The sequence below is a fragment of the Stenotrophomonas maltophilia group sp. vghtpe118 genome (assembly GCF_052605195.1).
The window spans coordinates 1,548,048-1,564,129 of record NZ_CP199672.1 but is presented as its reverse complement, the minus strand read 5'-3'; the positions used below and the strand labels follow the sequence as shown (position 1 = coordinate 1,564,129).

Annotated in this window: 12 protein-coding genes; 4 read left to right on the top strand and 8 right to left on the bottom strand. The window is 68.1% G+C overall.

Annotated elements, in window-relative coordinates; genetic code table 11:
• Window positions 1–53 precede the first annotated feature (53 nt).
• Both ACUDTM_RS07345 and ACUDTM_RS07340 read left to right on the top strand, forming a co-directional pair.
• Window positions 54–1,322, top strand: coding sequence for an FAD-dependent oxidoreductase (locus ACUDTM_RS07345; protein WP_164263716.1), 1,269 nt, complete (start codon window positions 54–56; stop codon window positions 1,320–1,322).
• 180 nt (window positions 1,323–1,502) lie between these two features.
• A complete protein-coding gene (locus ACUDTM_RS07340; RefSeq protein WP_053500349.1) occupies window positions 1,503–1,772 on the top strand; it encodes a hypothetical protein in 270 nt (89 codons plus the stop codon).
• A gap of 1 nt (window position 1,773) precedes the next feature.
• On the opposite strand, the gene pdeM is transcribed toward ACUDTM_RS07340, so the two are convergent.
• From pdeM to ACUDTM_RS07320, 4 genes are read right to left on the bottom strand one after another with little or no spacing between them, the layout of a single operon-like run.
• Window positions 1,774–2,415, bottom strand: a complete 642-nt coding sequence (gene pdeM, locus ACUDTM_RS07335) for a ligase-associated DNA damage response endonuclease PdeM (protein WP_072169094.1) — start codon at window positions 2,413–2,415, stop codon at window positions 1,774–1,776.
• Window positions 2,405–4,864: a ligase-associated DNA damage response DEXH box helicase gene (locus ACUDTM_RS07330; protein WP_445391232.1), complete on the bottom strand. Its 2,460-nt coding sequence runs from the start codon at window positions 4,862–4,864 to the stop codon at window positions 2,405–2,407. The genes pdeM and ACUDTM_RS07330 overlap by 11 nt, the downstream gene beginning before the upstream one ends.
• On the bottom strand, window positions 4,861–6,468 hold the full coding sequence (locus ACUDTM_RS07325) for an ATP-dependent DNA ligase (RefSeq protein WP_072169096.1): 1,608 nt from the start codon (window positions 6,466–6,468) through the stop codon (window positions 4,861–4,863). The genes ACUDTM_RS07330 and ACUDTM_RS07325 overlap by 4 nt, the downstream gene beginning before the upstream one ends.
• The gene (locus tag ACUDTM_RS07320; RefSeq protein WP_061479802.1) at window positions 6,465–7,463 is read right to left on the bottom strand and encodes a ligase-associated DNA damage response exonuclease; all 999 of its coding nucleotides are present in this window, start codon (window positions 7,461–7,463) and stop codon (window positions 6,465–6,467) included. Before ACUDTM_RS07320 ends, ACUDTM_RS07325 begins: the two co-directional genes overlap by 4 nt.
• 113 nt (window positions 7,464–7,576) lie before the next feature.
• Here ACUDTM_RS07320 and ACUDTM_RS07315 point away from each other — a divergent pair, with 113 nt between their 5' ends.
• Entirely contained in the window at window positions 7,577–9,214 is a 1,638-nt protein-coding gene (locus tag ACUDTM_RS07315) for an acyl-CoA dehydrogenase family protein (protein ID WP_252744656.1), read from the top strand.
• A 280-nt stretch (window positions 9,215–9,494) separates the two neighbouring features.
• On the opposite strand, the gene ACUDTM_RS07310 is transcribed toward ACUDTM_RS07315, so the two are convergent.
• From ACUDTM_RS07310 to ACUDTM_RS07300, 3 genes are all read right to left on the bottom strand, one after another.
• Window positions 9,495–9,905 carry a hypothetical protein gene (locus ACUDTM_RS07310; protein WP_227838280.1) on the bottom strand — a complete coding sequence of 137 codons (411 nt, stop codon included), beginning with the start codon at window positions 9,903–9,905 and terminating at the stop codon, window positions 9,495–9,497.
• A 154-nt stretch (window positions 9,906–10,059) separates the two neighbouring features.
• Window positions 10,060–10,401: a hypothetical protein gene (locus ACUDTM_RS07305; RefSeq protein ID WP_005418203.1), complete on the bottom strand. Its 342-nt coding sequence runs from the start codon at window positions 10,399–10,401 to the stop codon at window positions 10,060–10,062.
• A 124-nt stretch (window positions 10,402–10,525) separates the two neighbouring features.
• On the bottom strand, window positions 10,526–11,701 hold the full coding sequence (locus ACUDTM_RS07300) for a thiolase family protein (RefSeq protein WP_049413060.1): 1,176 nt from the start codon (window positions 11,699–11,701) through the stop codon (window positions 10,526–10,528).
• 182 nt (window positions 11,702–11,883) lie between these two features.
• On the opposite strand from ACUDTM_RS07300, the gene ACUDTM_RS07295 reads away from it, so the two are divergent.
• Entirely contained in the window at window positions 11,884–14,727 is a 2,844-nt protein-coding gene (locus ACUDTM_RS07295) for a S8 family serine peptidase (protein ID WP_445391231.1), read from the top strand.
• 47 nt (window positions 14,728–14,774) lie between these two features.
• On the opposite strand, the gene ACUDTM_RS07290 is transcribed toward ACUDTM_RS07295, so the two are convergent.
• Window positions 14,775–15,872 carry a Glu/Leu/Phe/Val dehydrogenase dimerization domain-containing protein gene (locus tag ACUDTM_RS07290; protein WP_049413064.1) on the bottom strand — a complete coding sequence of 366 codons (1,098 nt, stop codon included), beginning with the start codon at window positions 15,870–15,872 and terminating at the stop codon, window positions 14,775–14,777.
• Window positions 15,873–16,082: the final 210 nt, after the last annotated feature.

Here is a 16,082-nt window from a genome sequence, read left to right as displayed (position 1 = left end):
GTGGGCGGAGGCCCCGCTGGGCATCCGGATTTGCGCTCGGGCACAATGCGCCCATGAAGGAACGACTGCGCATCGCCGTGATCGGCTACGGCACCGCTGGACAGGCATTGTCCATCCTGCTCTCCCGTGATGGCCACGAGGTGGAGATCTTCGAACGTGTGCCCACGCCGGGACCGGTTGGCGCCGGTTTCCTGCTGCAGCCCAGCGGCCTGCAGGTGCTGTGGCAGATGGGCCTGCTTGACGCCGTGCGCGCGCATGCCGCGCCGGTGCATCGCCTGTACGGCGATACGCCGTGCGAACGCGCAGTGATGGACATGCGCTACGCCGGCCTGGACGCGCGCCTGCACGGCCTTGGCATGCAGCGCGGCGCCCTGTTCTCGTTGCTGGATGATGCGCGTGCTGGTGCGGGCCAGCTGCATGCCGGCGTCAGCATTGCCGCAGTGGATGCCGAGCAGGGCCGCTTGCGTGACAGCGAAGGGCGCCTGCACGGTGCGTTCGACCTGGTGGTGGCCGCCGATGGTGCGGCCTCGACGCTGCGCGGCACGATCAAAGACGGCAACGGACTGGATCGCGTGTATCCGTGGGGTGCGCTGTGGTGCCTGTTGCCGGCCGAAGACTGGCCACACCTGCAGGAGCTGCGGCAGCGCTACGTGGCCGCACGCAAGATGATCGGGCTGTTGCCGGTCGGTACGCGGCCCGGTGATGACACGCCGCGCCTGAGCTTTTTCTGGAGCCTGCCACGCGCCGATTTCGAACGTTGGCAGGCCGACGGCATGACGCCCTGGCTGGACGAACTGCATGCGCTGTGGCCGCAGGCCAGTGCACGCTTCGCGCATCTGCGTGACGCCGGCCAGCTGGCACGGGCCGTCTACCGCGACGCGGTGATGACGCGCTGGCATCACGGCCGCATGGTGCTGGCCGGCGATGCCGCGCATGCGATGAGCCCACAGCTGGGCCAGGGCGTGAACATGGCGCTGCTCGATGCGCTGGCGCTGCGCGATGCCTTGCGCGCGCATGGTGGCGGTGCCGCGGCATTGCAGGCCTACCAGGCGCAGCGCAGGGCACACGTTGCGGTCTACCAGCGCTGGAGCCGTTGGCTGACGCCGCTGTTCCAGTCCGATCGCGATGCCTGGGCCAAAGCGCGCGACGTGCTGCTCGGCCCGATGGGGCGCCTGCCGGGTGGACGTGGTCACATGCTGCGTGTGCTCAGCGGTACCCAGCATGGCTGGTTCGGTTCGCTCGCGCTGGATCCTGCTTTCGTCGACGCGCTGGCCACTGCGGCGCAGGTGCCTCGCATCAACGCGATCACAGCCACTGCGTGAAACGCGTCGTCACGTGAATTAACGGTTGCCTCACTGCGCATATGCGAGAAGTAGGTTGCACGCGATTACGCGTCGCCCGTTTTCCTTTCCGTGATCAACATCGCGCGTGGCCCGGGAGGCGCTGCCGTCGCGGCCTGTTGCGGCCCGGATGTGCCGCCTGTTGTCGAAGAGGAGGATGCCATGTTGTTCGCGGTCGAGGAGCTGGAATCGGAAATCTGCAAGCTGCGCGGTCTGTTGCAGATGCTGCACGAGGACCAGCCCGACGTACTGGAGGACGTGTTCGAGTTTCATGTCGGCAGCCTGATCAGTCATGCGTCGCCGGAGCACCACACGCGCATCCGCACCTGCGCGCAGGAGATGCTGGCGGCGATCCAGGCCTTGCCGCGGCGACGGGAAGAGGACACGCCTGAGTTCCAGCTGATGCCGCAGCTGGATATCCGTCCGGCCTGATTCAAGCCAGGGGCAGTGCCACCAGGCCGTTGTCCACGCAGGCGACCATCTGTTCGCCGGCAGCGGGAACAGGAACGATTCCGGCGGTGAACGCGGAGAAGGCCGGCAGGAGTGTCATCCTGTCACGCAGCCAGAATGCGGGGAAGCGCCGCCGCAACGGAGGCAAAGCGATCTGTGGATGCAGATGCCCGGCGATCACATGCAGCTCCGCATCGGGCACCGGCTCATGCCGAAGCAGGAACGGTGGCAACCGTACTTCGTCGTGGATCTGCACCTGCAGCTCGGCACGCGGCAGCTGCCGGTCATGATTTCCGCGCAGGACATGCACGTCCAGTGCGGCATTGCGTTCGCGCCATCCCAGCCATTGCTGGTACCACGCAGCACGATGCGCCGGGCCGTGCAGGATGTCGCCCAGGATCCACACCTCGCGGCAGGCACGCGCGTCCAGCAGCCCCTGCAGGCGTTGCAGGTCCTTGCCGGTACCGCCGCCGGGCAGCGCGATGCCTGCGCGGCGGAAGACATCGGCCTTGCCCAGGTGCAGGTCGGCGAGCAGCAGTGCCTGCCGCGCGGGCCAGTACAGTGCACGCGCGCCAAGCAGCACCAGCGGCTCGCCTGCGCGCAGCAGCGGCAGTTCATCGGCCATACCGACGCTCCAGCTGCTGGGCCACGCGTTGCACCCGGGTACGCCAGTCTTCGTTGCTGAACTGCCCGCGCAGGCGTTCGGCCCACAGCGGGAAACCCAACGGCGTCAGTGACGCCGGGCGCTGCACCGAGAGGGTCTGCATCCGAATCCTGGCCAGTACCTGTTGCAGCCCCGGCATGTCGAGGCTGTCATTCAGCACTTCCTGTTCCGCCAGCGCCAGCAGCAGGTGATCCGGGTCGTGCTCGCGCAGTACGTCGTAGAGCAGTCCCGCGGACGCCTGCAGCTGGCGCAGTGCCCGTGGCATGCCACCGGGCAGGCTGGGGACCAGCAGGCCGGCGACGCGTGCGATGCCGCGGAACTGGCGACGCGCCAGCTCGCCCAGGTTCACCGCAGCACGCAGGTCATCCAGCAGCTGACCGGTGGCGAACAGCGCCCGCCATTGCGCCGCGTCCAGATCGATGGCCTGTGCCGGTACCAGCACCAGGCCGTGATCGTTCACCGCATAGCCGATGCTGTTGCGCTGCCGGCGGGTACAGCGCAGCGCGAGCAGGGCGGCCAGCGCCTCATGCACGTGGCGGCCGGCAAAGGGATAGACGAACAGGAACTGGCCTTCGCGACGCCGCACCTCTTCCACCAGCAGGTGGTCCGGGCCGGGAAGCGCCGACAACTGTTGCTGCAGTGCCAGCAAGGGCGACAGCCAGCGTGATTCGGCGCTGTCGTCAGCACCGGACAGTACCCACTCCAGCTCGCGTCCGAGTGGCATCGACAGCGGCAACTGGCCTCCCTGCCAGCGTGGCACGACACCGTCTCCGCGCCCTCGTGCCAACCGCACGAAGGCGGTCATGTCGCGCAGCTGCACCAGCTCCAGCAGGCGCCCGGCGAACTGGAAGCGGTCGCCACGGCGCAGGCGGCTGGCGAACTGCTCCTCCACGGCGCCCAGGCCGCCGCCGCGCAGGAACTGCACGCGCACGCTGCCATCGCTGCTGATGGTGCCGATCGACAGCCGATGACGCAGCGCCTGGCGGCGGTCGTGCATGCGGTACCACCCATCGGCATCTCGCACGACCTTGTGGAAATCGGGGTACTGGGCCAACGCCTGCCCGCCCTGCACGATGAACGTGAGCACGGCCTGCCACTGGTCGTCGCCGAGCGACGCGAAGGCATGGGTACGCCGGACCTGTGCCAGCAGCGCAGTGCTGTCGAAGCCGCCCGCCAGTGCGCGGCTGACCGCGTGCTGGGCCAGCACATCCAGCGACAGCGTCGGCGGCTTGCGCGCTTCGACCACACCTTCAGCCAAGGCACAGCGCACCGCAGCGTACTCGGCCAGTTCCAGCGCATGGCTGGGCACGCACAGGATGGCGCCGCTGGCACCCGGGCGGTGGCGTGCGCGTCCGGCGCGCTGGCGCAGGCGCGCCACGCCCTTCGGGCTGCCCAGCTGCAGGACCTGCTCAACCTCGGGGAAGTCGACGCCCAGGTCGAGGCTGGAGGTGGCAACCACGCAGCGCAGCGCGCCCGCGCGCAGGCCGTCCTCCACCTGCTGGCGCAGTGCCGGATCCAGCGAGCCGTGGTGCAGTGCAAGCGTGTCCGGTTCTTCCGGCCAGACCGCCGCCAGCGCCTGATGCCACAGTTCCGCCTGTGCACGGGTGTTGGTGAACAGCAGGCTGCTGCGTGCCTGCATCAGCGCCTCCAGCACGCGTGGCAGCTGTGCCAGGCCCAGATGCCCCGCCCATGGGAAGCGCTCGCCGGGGTCTGGCAGCAGGCTGCGCACGCTCAGTGGGCGCGGCCGTACGCCCTGCACGATCGGTGCTTCCGGTCGCCCGGGCAGCAGCACGTCGCGCGCCTCCTGCAGATTGCCCAGGGTGGCTGACAGTCCCCATAGCTGCAATGCCGGCGTGGCATCGCGCAACACCGCCAGGTTCAACTGCAGCAGGACGCCGCGCTTGTTTCCCAGCAGTTCGTGCCATTCGTCCACCACCACGCAGCGCAGCCGCTGCATGCGCGGCAGCGTATCTGGATAGCTCAGCAGCAGCGCCAGTGATTCCGGCGTCGTCACCAGTACGTCGATGCGGCCTTCGCGCGCCTGGCGCCGCTCGCGGTTGCTGGCGTCACCACTGCGCAGGCCGACACGCCAACCCAGCCCCAGCCCATCGACCACGGTCTGCAGCGCGCGTGCAGTGTCGCTGGCCAAGGCGCGCAAGGGGGTCACCCACAGCACCTGCAGCGGGCGTACCGCGCTGGCGCGGCGGGGGGAGGTCGGCGGGTTGATCATGGCCTGCAGCAGCGGCCCTCCGAACATCGCCAGTGTCTTGCCACTGCCTGTGGGTGTGTGCAGCAGTCCGGATTCGCCGGCGAGATAGTGACGCCACATCGCGCGCTGGAACGGCAGTGAGCGCCAGCCTCTGGACGCGAACCAGTCTTCAAGCCGGCGCAGTGCCTGGCTGCGGTTCATCGTGCCAACGCCTGCAGCGTGGCCAACTGATCGGCTTCGCTGGCGGGCTTGTCGTGGCGCCAGCGCAGGATGCGCGGAAAGCGCACGGCGATGCCCGACTTGTGCCGGCTGCTGCGGTTGACCGCCTCGAAGCCCAGCTCGAAGACGTGTTCGGCGCGAACGCTGCGCACCGGGCCGAAGCGCTCGCGGGTGTTGGCGCGGATCCAGCGATCGAGCGCGAGGATTTCCTTGTCATCCAGGCCCGAATAGGCCTTGGCCACCGGCACCAGCGTGTCGCCGTCCCAGACGCCGAAGGTGTAGTCGGTGTACAGCGTGCTGCGCCGCCCATGGCCGGCCTGCGCGTACAGGAGCACCGCATCGATGGTGAGCGGATCGACCTTCCATTTCCACCAGTCACCACGGCGGCGTCCGGCCTGGTAGGGCGAGGCATGCCGCTTCAGCATCAGCCCTTCCACGCCGCGTTCGCGTGCCACGTCGCGCATTGCCGCCGCCTGAAGCCAGTCGTCGGCGTCAACGCCGGGTGAGAGCTGGATCCGTGCATCGTTCAGTGCACCGACGACCTCGGCGAGACGCGCGCGCCGCTGCTGCAGCGGACGTTCGCGCAGGTCCACGCCATCGAGTTCAAGCAGGTCATAGGCGAGCACCCGCACCGGCGTGTTGCGCAGGGTGGCCGCACCGGGTTTTCGGCGCTGGATGCGCGTCTGCAGCGCGGTGAAGGCACGCGGCAGGTCCGCGGCTTCGTCCCAGGCCAGCAGCTCGCCGTCCAGCACGCAGCCATCGGGAAGCGCCATCGCCGCCTGTTCGATCTCGGGGAAGCGGCCATCCAGCCGCTCTTCGCCGCGTGACCACAAGGCGACCTCGCCGCGCCGGCGCAGCAGCTGCAGGCGGATGCCATCCCACTTCCATTCCAGCAGCCAGTCATCGATCGCGCCGAGTCGTTCGGCAGGGTTGCCCTCCAGTGGCGAGGCGAGGAAGAACGGGTAGGGCTGCTGCCGGTCCAGCGGCAGCTCATCCGGCGACAGCAGCTGGGCCAGCAGCCCGGGCGAGGGCACCCACTCGCCCAGCATGCGCTGGGCGATGCGTGCGATGTCCAGGCCGGACCATTCGGCCAGCGCCTGCTGCACCAGTCGTTGCGAGACGCCAACGCGCAGGGCGCCGGTCAGCAGCTTGTTGAACACCAGGCGTTCGCTGCTGCACAGCTGCTGCCAGCCGGCCACGACTGCCGCACGGCGCATCGCCTCGGGTTGGTTGGCCACCGCCAGCAGGTGCTGTTCGATCCATTCGGCCAGGGGCCGGTCAGGCGAGGGGTTCGGTGGGTCGTCCAGCAGCAGGGTCAGCGTTTCGGCCAGGTCACCCACCTGCGCATAGCTGTCCTCCACCAGCCACGGTGGCAACCCTGATTCCTCGGCAATCCAGGCGCGCAGTTCGCCACTGGCGGCGATCTTCCTGCGCGCGCCGCCCACCTTGCCACCACTGAGCAGGTACAGCGCCCACGCCGCATCGTGCGCGCCTGCCTGGCCGAAGTAATCGACCAGTGCCGCTCGCTTGTCCAGCGTGGCAGTGCTGCGGTCCAGGCGTTGGTAGAGTGCTGCGAAGGCCTTCATTCCTCGCTCCCGAAATCGGTACGGAAGGCTTCGGCAGCCACGCCGCGCTCGCGCAGGAACGGAATCAACGCATCGGTATTGCCATGGGTGGCGATCACCCGCTGCGCGCCGGTCTGTTCGATCGTCTGCAGCAGTGCGGGCCAATCGGCGTGGTCGGAAATGACGAAGCCACGATCAACGTTGCGGCGGCGGCGGTTGCCGCGCAGTTGCATCCAGCCCGAGGCGAAGCCCAGCTGGTGACGGCCGAAGCGGCGCATCCAGGGCGTGCCCGCAGCCGAGGGCGGGGCGAGGATCAACTGGCCGGCGGCATCGGGCTGGCGGCCCTGTTCGGCCACGGTGAGCGTCTCCAGCATCGGTACGCCGGCCTGCCGGTACACCGCCACGCCATTGGCGATGGCGCCATGCAGCCAGGCCGGCCGATCGTCCAGCGGCCGCAGCTCGGCCAGCACCCGTTGTGCCTTGCCGAGTGCATAGCACAGCAGGATCGCAGCCTCGCCGCGTTGTTCGCATTCGCGGCGCCACGCCACGATCTCAGCAGCGACGGCCGGCGTGTCCGGCCAGCGGTAGATCGGCAGGGCGAAGGTGGCTTCGGTGATGAAGGTATCGCAGGGCACCACTTCGAACGGCGCACAGGTTGGGTCAGGCTGCCGCTTGTAGTCGCCGGAGGCGACCCAGACCTGCCGCCCGTCGTCGATGCGCACCTGCGAAGATCCCAGGACGTGACCGGCTGGATGCAGCGAGACCTGTACCCGGCCCAGGCGGAACGGCACGCCCTCGACGTGCGCCTGTACCGGCACATCGCCCAGGCGCCAGCGCAGGATCGGCAGGCTGCCTTCGCTGCAGTGGTACTCGCCCATGCCCGGGCGGGCGTGATCCCCGTGGCCATGGGTGATGACCGCGCGCGCTACCGGTCGCCAGGGATCAATGTGGAAATCGCCGGCGGCGCAGTACAGCCCTTCCGGGCGCAACACCACCAGATCGTCGTTGGCTGCCATGCGGTCACTGTGGCCTGCCGCTCGTGCACAGGGTGAGAACCGGCCTGAACACGGGCTTGGCAAGTCATGCGGCACAATCGGACCGCATACCTCTTGCCGCCAGGATGGACCGGATGAGTGGACCGAGCTTCAGCAGCGACGCGCCCTACGAAACCCATGTGGTGTTGAACCAGCCGCCACCGTTCGCGGGGCGCCAGTTGTGGACTGACGATGTGGCGCTGATGGAAGCCGTGCAGCGCGAAGGCGCTGGCAGCTTCGCGCCACGCCTGGCGGTCTATGGCGCGCTGGCCGGCGACGAGCTGTACCGGCTCGGCTTCGATGCCAACCGCGACCGCCCACGCCTGCGCACGCATGATGCACAGGGTCATCGCATCGATACGGTGGAGTTCCACCCGGCCTATCACCAGTTGATGGAAACGGCGAAATCGCACGGTGTCGCCGGCTTGTCCTGGCACGAACCGCAACCCGGCGCGCACGTCGCGCGTGCGGTGTTGAGCTACCTGCACCACCAGGCCGAGGCCGGCACCAGTTGCCCCTTGACGATGACCCATGCAGCAGTAGCGGTGCTGCACACGCAGCCGCATCTGGCCGAGTGGGCACGCAAGGCCGCAGCGCCGGTCTATGACCCGCGCGACGTGCCGGTGGCTGACAAGGCCGGCATCACCCTGGGCATGGGCATGACCGAGAAGCAGGGCGGCTCGGATGTGCGCGCCAACAGCACGCGCGCCGAACCGATCGATGGTGAGCGCTATCGCCTTGTCGGCCACAAGTGGTTCTTTTCCGCACCGATGTGCGATGGCTTCCTGGTGCTGGCGCAGGCGCCCGGAGGACTGACCTGCCTGCTGATGCCGCGCCGGCTGGCCGACGGTGACCGCAACGCGTTCCGCCTGATGCGGTTGAAGGACAAGCTCGGCGATTGGGCCAATGCCTCCAGCGAAGTCGAGTTCTGCGGCGCGCAGGCATGGCGGGTGGGCGAGGAGGGGCGTGGCGTGGCCACCATCATCGGCATGGTGATGATGACCCGCCTGGATTGCATGCTGGGCGCAGCGGCGGAAATGCGCATGGCGTTGGCGCAGGCGTTGCACCACGCACGCCATCGCCGCACCTTCGGCAAGCTGCTGGTCGAGCACCCGTTGATGACCAATGTGCTGGCCGACCTGGCACTGGAATCGGAAGCGGCCACGGTACTTTCGATGCGCATCGCACGCGCGGTGGATCGCGCAGGCGTGGATGCCAACGAAGCTGCGCTGGCACGGGTGGGAACGGCGCTGGGCAAGTACTGGCTGTGCAAGCGCGCACCGGCCTTCGTCAACGAAGCGCAGGAATGCCTCGGCGGCGCAGGCTATGTGGAGGAATCGATGCTGCCGCGGCTGTACCGGCAGGCGCCGTTGAATTCGATCTGGGAAGGCAGTGGCAACATCCAGTGCCTGGACGTACTGCGCGCGCTGGCACGTGAACCGGAGGCACTGGCGGCGCTGCGCGCCGAGCTGGCAGCGGTGGCCGATCGTGATGCGCGCTACGCAGCGGCATTGCAGCGTTGGGCAGCGGCACCGGCACCGGATGAGTCGCAGGCGAGGCTTTTCTGCGAGCGCACTGCGCTGCTGTTGCAGGCAGCGTTGATGTTGCGGGCGGGCAGTCCAATGGCTGAAGCGTTCGTGCGCAGCCGGCTGGAAGGGCAGCATGGGCTGGTGTTCGGGACGCTGCCGGCGGGTGTGGATCTGTCGGCAATGCTGGCGCGCGCGCTGCCGTAGGGCGGCCAACGGCGAAGCCCCTCGGGGTGGGCGCTGATACTGATGGGTGGGCCGCGCGGGTAGGTCGCGCAGGGGACGCCGTGAATACGTTCTTGTAGGCTCGGGCGCGCCATCCATGGCGCTTACGCCCCTGCGCAACCTACCCGCGCGTCCTTGGACACTTTCCGTACGCGTCCAGCACGGAATCAACAGAAAGAGCAGAGAGCGAAAAGCAGAAAAGCCGCGGCAGTGCCGCGGCTTTTCCTGTGGCGCCGAGCCGATGCCCGGCTGCCGGTACGCCTTAGTGCTTGGCTTCTTCCCTGGCGGCGTTGGCCTTGGCGTCATTGGCGACATCACGGGCCTTGTCAGCAACCTTCTGTGCGGCGTCCGCAGTGGCGTCGCTGGCATGTGCAGCGGCGTCGGTGGCTGCAACCTTGGCCTTGTCTGCGGCGTTTGCGGTGGCGTCTGCGGCCTTGTCCAGTGCCTGCTGGGTATCGGTGGCGGCCTGCTCGGAAGCGGCAGCGGTCTTGTCGGCAGCGTTGCGGGTGGCTTCGGCGGCCCTGTCCACGGCGTCACGGGCGGCAGCGCCGGCGCTGTCGGCGGCCTGCTGCGCGTCCTGCTTGGCCTGTTCGGCTTCCGGACCCTTGCAGGCGGCCAGGGCCAGCAGCAGGGAGGCGGCCAGCAGCGTGGTGGTGATCGGGCGAATCTTCATGGCGGTCTCCGGTACTGCAATGGATGGGGACGCCAGCCTATTCATGCCGTTGTGAAGACGGGGTCGCGATCCGAGGCGCGCGCAGGCAGCAGGCCAAAGAAAAAGCCGCTGGCGAACCAGCGGCTTTTCCAGAACAGCCTGAAGAAAGAAGTTATTACTTCTTGGCTTCTTCAGCAGCGTCCTTGGCCTGCTCAGCGGTAGCTTCGGCAGCCTTGGCAGCGTCCTTGGCTTCGCCAGCAGCAGCGTCGGTCGCGGCAGCAGCGGTGTTGGCAGCAGCGTCGGTCGCAGCGTCAGCAGCGGTGGCGGCGGTGTTGGCAGCCTGCTGGGCAGCGTCGGCGGTCTGGGCGCCGGCAGCGGCGGCCTGGTCGGCAGCAGCCTGGGCTTCGGTGGCGGCTTCGTTGGCCGAAGCAGCGGCGTCCTGGGCAGCTTCCTGCTTCGAGCAGGCGGCCAGGGCCAGAGCCAGGGACATCGCGACCAGCAGCTTGTTGATGCTCATTGTGTAAATCCTCGTCGTTAGAATTAGGCAACGCGCATGCTGCGCGCCGACAACATGATGACAAGCCAAGATTGGGTGTCAAGCGATCCCGCATTCATTTTTGCGAAATCGTCGTTAAATCTTTTTAAATCAATTCGATGGCGATGGCTGTTGCTTCACCGCCACCGATGCACAGGGTGGCAATGCCGCGCTTGCCACCGCGCGTGCGCAGGGCGTTGACCAAGGTCACCACCAAGCGTGCACCGGAGGCACCGATGGGATGGCCCAGTGCGCAGGCCCCGCCATTCACGTTGAGCTTGTCGTGCGGGATGCCCAGTTCACGCATCGGTGCCATTGCCACCACGGCGAAGGCCTCATTGATTTCGAACAGGTCGATCTGGTCCAGCGACCATCCGGTCTTGGCCAGCAGCGTGCGGATCGCGCCGATCGGGGCGGTGGTGAACCACTCCGGTTCCTGCGAATGGGTGGCGTGGCCGACGATGCGCGCCAGCGGGGTAATGCCACGTGCGTTGGCGTCTTCCTCGGTCAGCAGGACCACCGCAGCGGCGCCGTCGGAGATGCTGGAGGAGCTGGCGGCGGTGACGCTGCCGTCTTTCTTGAAGGCCGGGCGCAGGGTCGGGATCTTGGCGATGTCGGAGCGGCCGGGTTGCTCGTCGGTGGCGACCTCGACCTCACCCTTGCGGGTGGCGACCTTCACCGCGACGATCTCGTCGGCGAATGCCCCATTGGCCTGTGCGGCCTGTGCGCGCTTGACCGATTCGATCGCATAGGCGTCCTGTTCCTCGCGGCTGAACTGGTACTTGTCCACGGCGCATTCGGCGAATTCACCCATGGCCTTGCCGTCGTAGGCGTTGACCAGGCCGTCGTGGGCCATGTGGTCGATCGCCTGGAAGTTGCCGAAGCGGTTGCCGGTACGCGAGTTGGGCAGCAGGTGCGGGGCGTTGGACATCGATTCCATGCCACCGGCAACCACGATGCTGGCCGAACCGGCCTTGATCAGGTCATGGCCGAGCATGATGGTCTTCATGCCCGAGCCGCACACCTTGTTGAGGGTGGTGGCACCGGTCGACAGCGGAATGCCGGCGGCGATCGCCGCCTGGCGGGCGGGCGCCTGGCCGAGGTTGGCCGGCAGCACGCAGCCCATGAGGACTTCAGAGACGTCGCTGGCCGGCACGCCCGACTGTTCCAGGGCGGCCGCGATGGCGGCCGCGCCGAGGGTCGGGGTCGGCACGCCGTTGAACTGGCCGAGGAAGGAGCCGATGGCGGTGCGCTTGGCGGCGGCGATGACGATGTTGGACATGGCAATCTCGTTGATGCGTAAGCAATGTTCGGAAAGGAGACCGAAGACGTTGGAAGCGCCGCGATTTCCCGGCAGACTGCGTGGGGGTCGACCCAAGTATAGAGGGTCGGGGAGGGCCGCCGCTGGGCGGCACCGCACGCCTGCCGGGATGTGGGCAGGCCAACGTTCATGGGAAGGAATCGATGGAACGCACGATGATGGTGAGGTCGGCGCTGGCGTCGGCGCTGGCGATGGCATTGACGGCATGTGGTGGCGGCGGAGGCGGCGGCAATGTCCGCATCGATCCACCCCCGACCACCCCGACGCCCCCGACCACGCCCCCGCCGACCACCCCGCCTCCGGCCAAGCCGCAGGAGCCGGCCTTCGACGCGCACCTGTCCGTGACCAATGCGCGTGCCGCACAGGCCGCTGGCCTGACCGGGCAGGGGGTGCGCATCGGCATCGTCGATTCGGGCGTGCAGCGCAACGCAGTGGCGCTGAACGGGCGCGTGGTCGCCAACCTCAACTACATCGACCCCGCCCGCAACAACCTGCAGGTGGACGACGTGGTGGGCCACGGCACGGCGGTGGCCAGCCTGGCCGCGGGTGCTCCGGTGGGGTCCTGGCCGGGCGGCATCGCCCCCGGCGCACAGATCGTTTCGGCGCGGATCATCGCCGACAAGCCGCCCGTCGATGACGGCAGCGGCAAGGGCAATTCCTTCAGCGGCCCACTGGGCGTGGCGCAGGTCCACCAGGACCTGATCAGCTACAACGTGAAGGTGATGAACAATTCGTGGGGCGGCCTGTACTGGACCGACCTGCCGACCACCGCGCAGGTGGCGGCCGAGTACCGGCCTTTCGTCATCAATCATGGCGGCCTGGTGGTGTTCGCGGCCGGCAACGATGCGCGCCCCGAGCCGAGCAGCCTGGCCGCGCTGCCCAGCCAGCTGGGCGTTGCCGGCTCGCTGCCAGCGGCCGATCTGGAGCGCGGCTGGCTGGTGGCCACTGCGGTGGATCCGTATGCACCGGGCACGCTGGCCAGCTACGCCAATGCCTGCGGCCAGGCCGCGCGCTACTGCCTGGCGGCGCCGGGCAGCGCGGTCTATCCCGATGCCAACGGCGGCAGCTATTACTGGAACTACGGCACGTCCTTCGCCGCCCCGCTGATTTCCGGCGCCGCCGCCCTGGTCTGGCAGCGCTACCCGTACTTCGACAACAACCTGGTGCGGCAGACCCTGCTGGGCACCGCCAAGGACATCGGTGCGCCCGGCGTGGATGCGGTGTTCGGCTACGGTCTGCTCGACATCTCGCGGGCGATCAAGGGGCCGGGGCGCTTCGACTGGGGCGATGTGGTGGCCAATGTCGATGCGCCATCGAGTGGCTCGCTGTGGAGCAACGACATCGTCGGCAGCGGTGGCCTGGTCAAGCAGGGCGGGGGAACCCTGGTGCTGGGGGGCAACAACAGCTACAGCGGCGCCACCCGCATCGAGCGCGGCATCCTGTCACTCCAGAACGGCAGCGTGATCCGCTCCAACGTGACGATCCTGGCGCAGCCCGATCCGGATTCGACCGGCCTGCAGTTCAATGGCGGTACGCCGCGCGTGATCGGCAATGTGGTCAACGGCAGCAGCGTGTTGCTGACCACCGGTAGCACCACCGGCACCATCGAGGGCAACTACACCCAGCAGGCCGGCGCGCAGCTGATGATCGCGCTCGGTGCCAATGCGCTGCAGGTCACCGGCAACGCCACGATCAACGGGGGCGTGCGCGTGCACGGCTTCGTCTCCGGCTATGTGCCGCAGAACGGCAGCCGCCAGGACCTGATCCACGCCGCCGGCGGCCTCAGCGGCACCTTCAGCAGCCCGGCCACCTCCAGCGGCCTGCAGGGCCTGTCGCTGCTGCAGAGCAGCTATGGCTATGACAGCAACAACGCTTGGTTGAACCTGACCCAGGTCAGCGTCACGGCGGCAGCGACCGGGCTCACGGCCTCGGCGCAGTCGGCTGCGCAACGCGTGGACAGTGCGTTCAGCGCGCTTGATGGCGATACGACGCTGCAGGGCTCGGCCTTCGGTACGGCCGCCGGTGCGCTGCAGTGGACTGGCGGTGGCAGCAAAGGCCTCGAGGCCAGTTTGCAGAGCCTGTCCGGACAGGCGCATGCGCGGGCCGAGTCGGCCACCTTCGACAGCATCGACATGTCACGCCGCGCGATCGCCGAGCGCTTCGATCGCGTGCAGGCGGCGCCGCGCCTGCGCGGGGCCTGGCAGAGCGCGCTCGGCGAAGCCGGGCAGGGCAGTTTCGCCGGCAATGCCGCCGACAGCCGTGGTTGGATGGCCGGCCAGGACCTGCCGCTGGGCAGCAATGGGCTGATGGGTGTGGCCTTCGGCGAAACCCGCAGCAATGGTGGCAGCAGCTTCGGCGGTGATCGTGGGCGTGATCGCCAGGCGCAGGCGCAGCTGTACGCCGGCTGGAACCTGGGCCGGGGCTATGCGCTGGCCCAGGTCGGCAGCGGCCAGTTCACCCGGGCGCTGGATCGCCAGTTGCTGCTGGGCGCCGGCGCCTACGGTGTCTCTGCACGTTACGGCGGACGTTTCAGCAGTGCCAGTGTCGAAGGCGGCTATCGTTTCGGCCGCGTAGGTGCGTCGTTGACACCGTATCTGGGCGCCAGCACGACGCGCGTGGATACCGATGCCTTCAACGAACTGGGCGGGTTCGGCTTCGGCCTGCGTGGCGATGCCAACCGCGTACAGCGCAGCCAGATGCTGGCCGGTATCCGCGGTGAACGCGGCTGGGGGCGCTGGACCCTGCGCGGGCATGCCGAATGGCAGCAGCGGCTCGATGGTGCCGATGCGGACTGGCAGGCCAGTTTCGTCGGCGTCGATGCCTGGGCGCCCCTGGCGGGCTGGAACGCGCCGCGCGGCAGTGCGCTGTTCGGCGTGGCGCTGGAGTCGTGGTGGGGCCGCAACGGCCGCCTGAGCCTGGGCTTTGACCAGCGCGTCGGCGGCGAAGGCGCGCGCCAGGCGGCGTTGCGCTACAGCACCGGCTTCTGAACGGGCGGTCGCGCCGGGTCGAAAGGCCCGGCGCGACATCGGCAGGCTCAGCCGCCGCGCAGGTTGCCCAGGCGCGGGGTGCTGCGGCCCAGCGGCATCTTCAGCTTGCCGATCGACAGGATACGGCTTTCGGCGATGCGGTCGGCTGCCCGCTGCGGCGCGATGTTCTCGCGTTGCGACAGTTCGAAGATGCGGGTGAGGTTGTGGTAGATGCTGCGGATCAGGCGCATCGCGCGTTCGCGGTTGTAGCCATCGATCTCCAGCGACACGTTCATCACGCCGCCCGCGTTGACCGCGTAGTCAGGTGCATACAGGATGCCGCGCGCATGCAGTTCGTCGCCGATTTCCAGGCTCGCCAGCTGGTTGTTGGCGGTACCGCAGATGATCTTCGCCTTGATCCGCGGCAGGGTGTCGGCGTTGATCGCGCCTTCCAGCGCGCACGGTGCGAACACATCGGCGTTCACTTCGTGGATCTCGTCCGGCTTGACCGCTTCGGCGCCGAAATCGCTGACCGCGCGATCAACCAGCGCGCTGTCCAGGTCGGTGACATACAGTTTGGCGCCGCGGTCGCGCAGCAGCTTGACCAGCTCCATGCCGATGTGGCCCAGGCCTTGCACTGCGATGCTGGTCTTGCCCACTTCCTCATGGCCGAACTTGAAGCGCATCGCCGCCATCAGCGCCTGCAGCGCACCGTAGGCGGTGAACGGGGCCGGATCGCCGGAGCCGCCATGGACCTGGTGCACGCCGGTCACGAACTGGCTCTCCAGGTAGATGTTCTCCATGTCGTTGACGTCGGTACCGACGTCCTCGGCGGTGATGTAGCGCCCTCCCAGCGAGTCGACATAACGGCCGAAGGCGCGGAACAGTACTTCAGTCTTGTCCACCTTCGGGTCGCCGATGATCACCGCCTTGCCACCACCGACGTTGAGGCCGGCCAGCGCATTCTTGTAGGTCATCGTCCGGCTCAGCCGCAGCACGTCGGCCAGCGCCTCGTCGGTGCTGGCATACGGACGCATGCGCACGCCGCCCAGGGCCGGGCCCAGGGTGGTGTTGTGGATGGCGATGATCGCCTGCAGGCCGGCATCGTGGTTGTGGCAGAACACCACTTGTTCGTGGCCGGTGGTGGCGAGGGTTTCGAATAGCATGGCGTCTCCGATGGCGCGAACAGCGGCGAACTGCAGCGAACGGCCAGTGAACGGTAGGGTCCCAAAACAAAAAAAGCGACGTCGTCATGGCTGGGGGACGGGTCGCGCGGCGCCATTCTAGTCCATTCCCCCGGCCGGTGCCGTCGACATCGCATGCCTTGCAGTTAAAGAAGATGAAAATGCGGCCGATGCTGCGACGACGGCGGGTGG

Excerpts from the sequence above, each read along its gene's own strand:
- ACUDTM_RS07305 (WP_005418203.1), bottom strand. The coding sequence starts at position 10,401 with ATGAGCATCAACAAGCTGCTGGTCGCGATGTCCCTGGCTCTGGCCCTG.
- ACUDTM_RS07290 (WP_049413064.1), bottom strand. The coding sequence starts at position 15,872 with ATGCTATTCGAAACCCTCGCCACCACCGGCCACGAACAAGTGGTGTTC.
- ACUDTM_RS07310 (WP_227838280.1), bottom strand. The coding sequence starts at position 9,905 with ATGAAGATTCGCCCGATCACCACCACGCTGCTGGCCGCCTCCCTGCTG.
- ACUDTM_RS07300 (WP_049413060.1), bottom strand. The coding sequence starts at position 11,701 with ATGTCCAACATCGTCATCGCCGCCGCCAAGCGCACCGCCATCGGCTCC.
- ACUDTM_RS07340 (WP_053500349.1), top strand. The coding sequence starts at position 1,503 with ATGTTGTTCGCGGTCGAGGAGCTGGAATCGGAAATCTGCAAGCTGCGC.
- pdeM (WP_072169094.1), bottom strand. The coding sequence starts at position 2,415 with ATGGCCGATGAACTGCCGCTGCTGCGCGCAGGCGAGCCGCTGGTGCTG.
- ACUDTM_RS07345 (WP_164263716.1), top strand. The coding sequence starts at position 54 with ATGAAGGAACGACTGCGCATCGCCGTGATCGGCTACGGCACCGCTGGA.
- ACUDTM_RS07325 (WP_072169096.1), bottom strand. The coding sequence starts at position 6,468 with ATGAAGGCCTTCGCAGCACTCTACCAACGCCTGGACCGCAGCACTGCC.
- ACUDTM_RS07330 (WP_445391232.1), bottom strand. The coding sequence starts at position 4,864 with ATGAACCGCAGCCAGGCACTGCGCCGGCTTGAAGACTGGTTCGCGTCC.
- ACUDTM_RS07315 (WP_252744656.1), top strand. The coding sequence starts at position 7,577 with ATGAGTGGACCGAGCTTCAGCAGCGACGCGCCCTACGAAACCCATGTG.
- ACUDTM_RS07320 (WP_061479802.1), bottom strand. The coding sequence starts at position 7,463 with ATGGCAGCCAACGACGATCTGGTGGTGTTGCGCCCGGAAGGGCTGTAC.
- ACUDTM_RS07295 (WP_445391231.1), top strand. The coding sequence starts at position 11,884 with ATGGAACGCACGATGATGGTGAGGTCGGCGCTGGCGTCGGCGCTGGCG.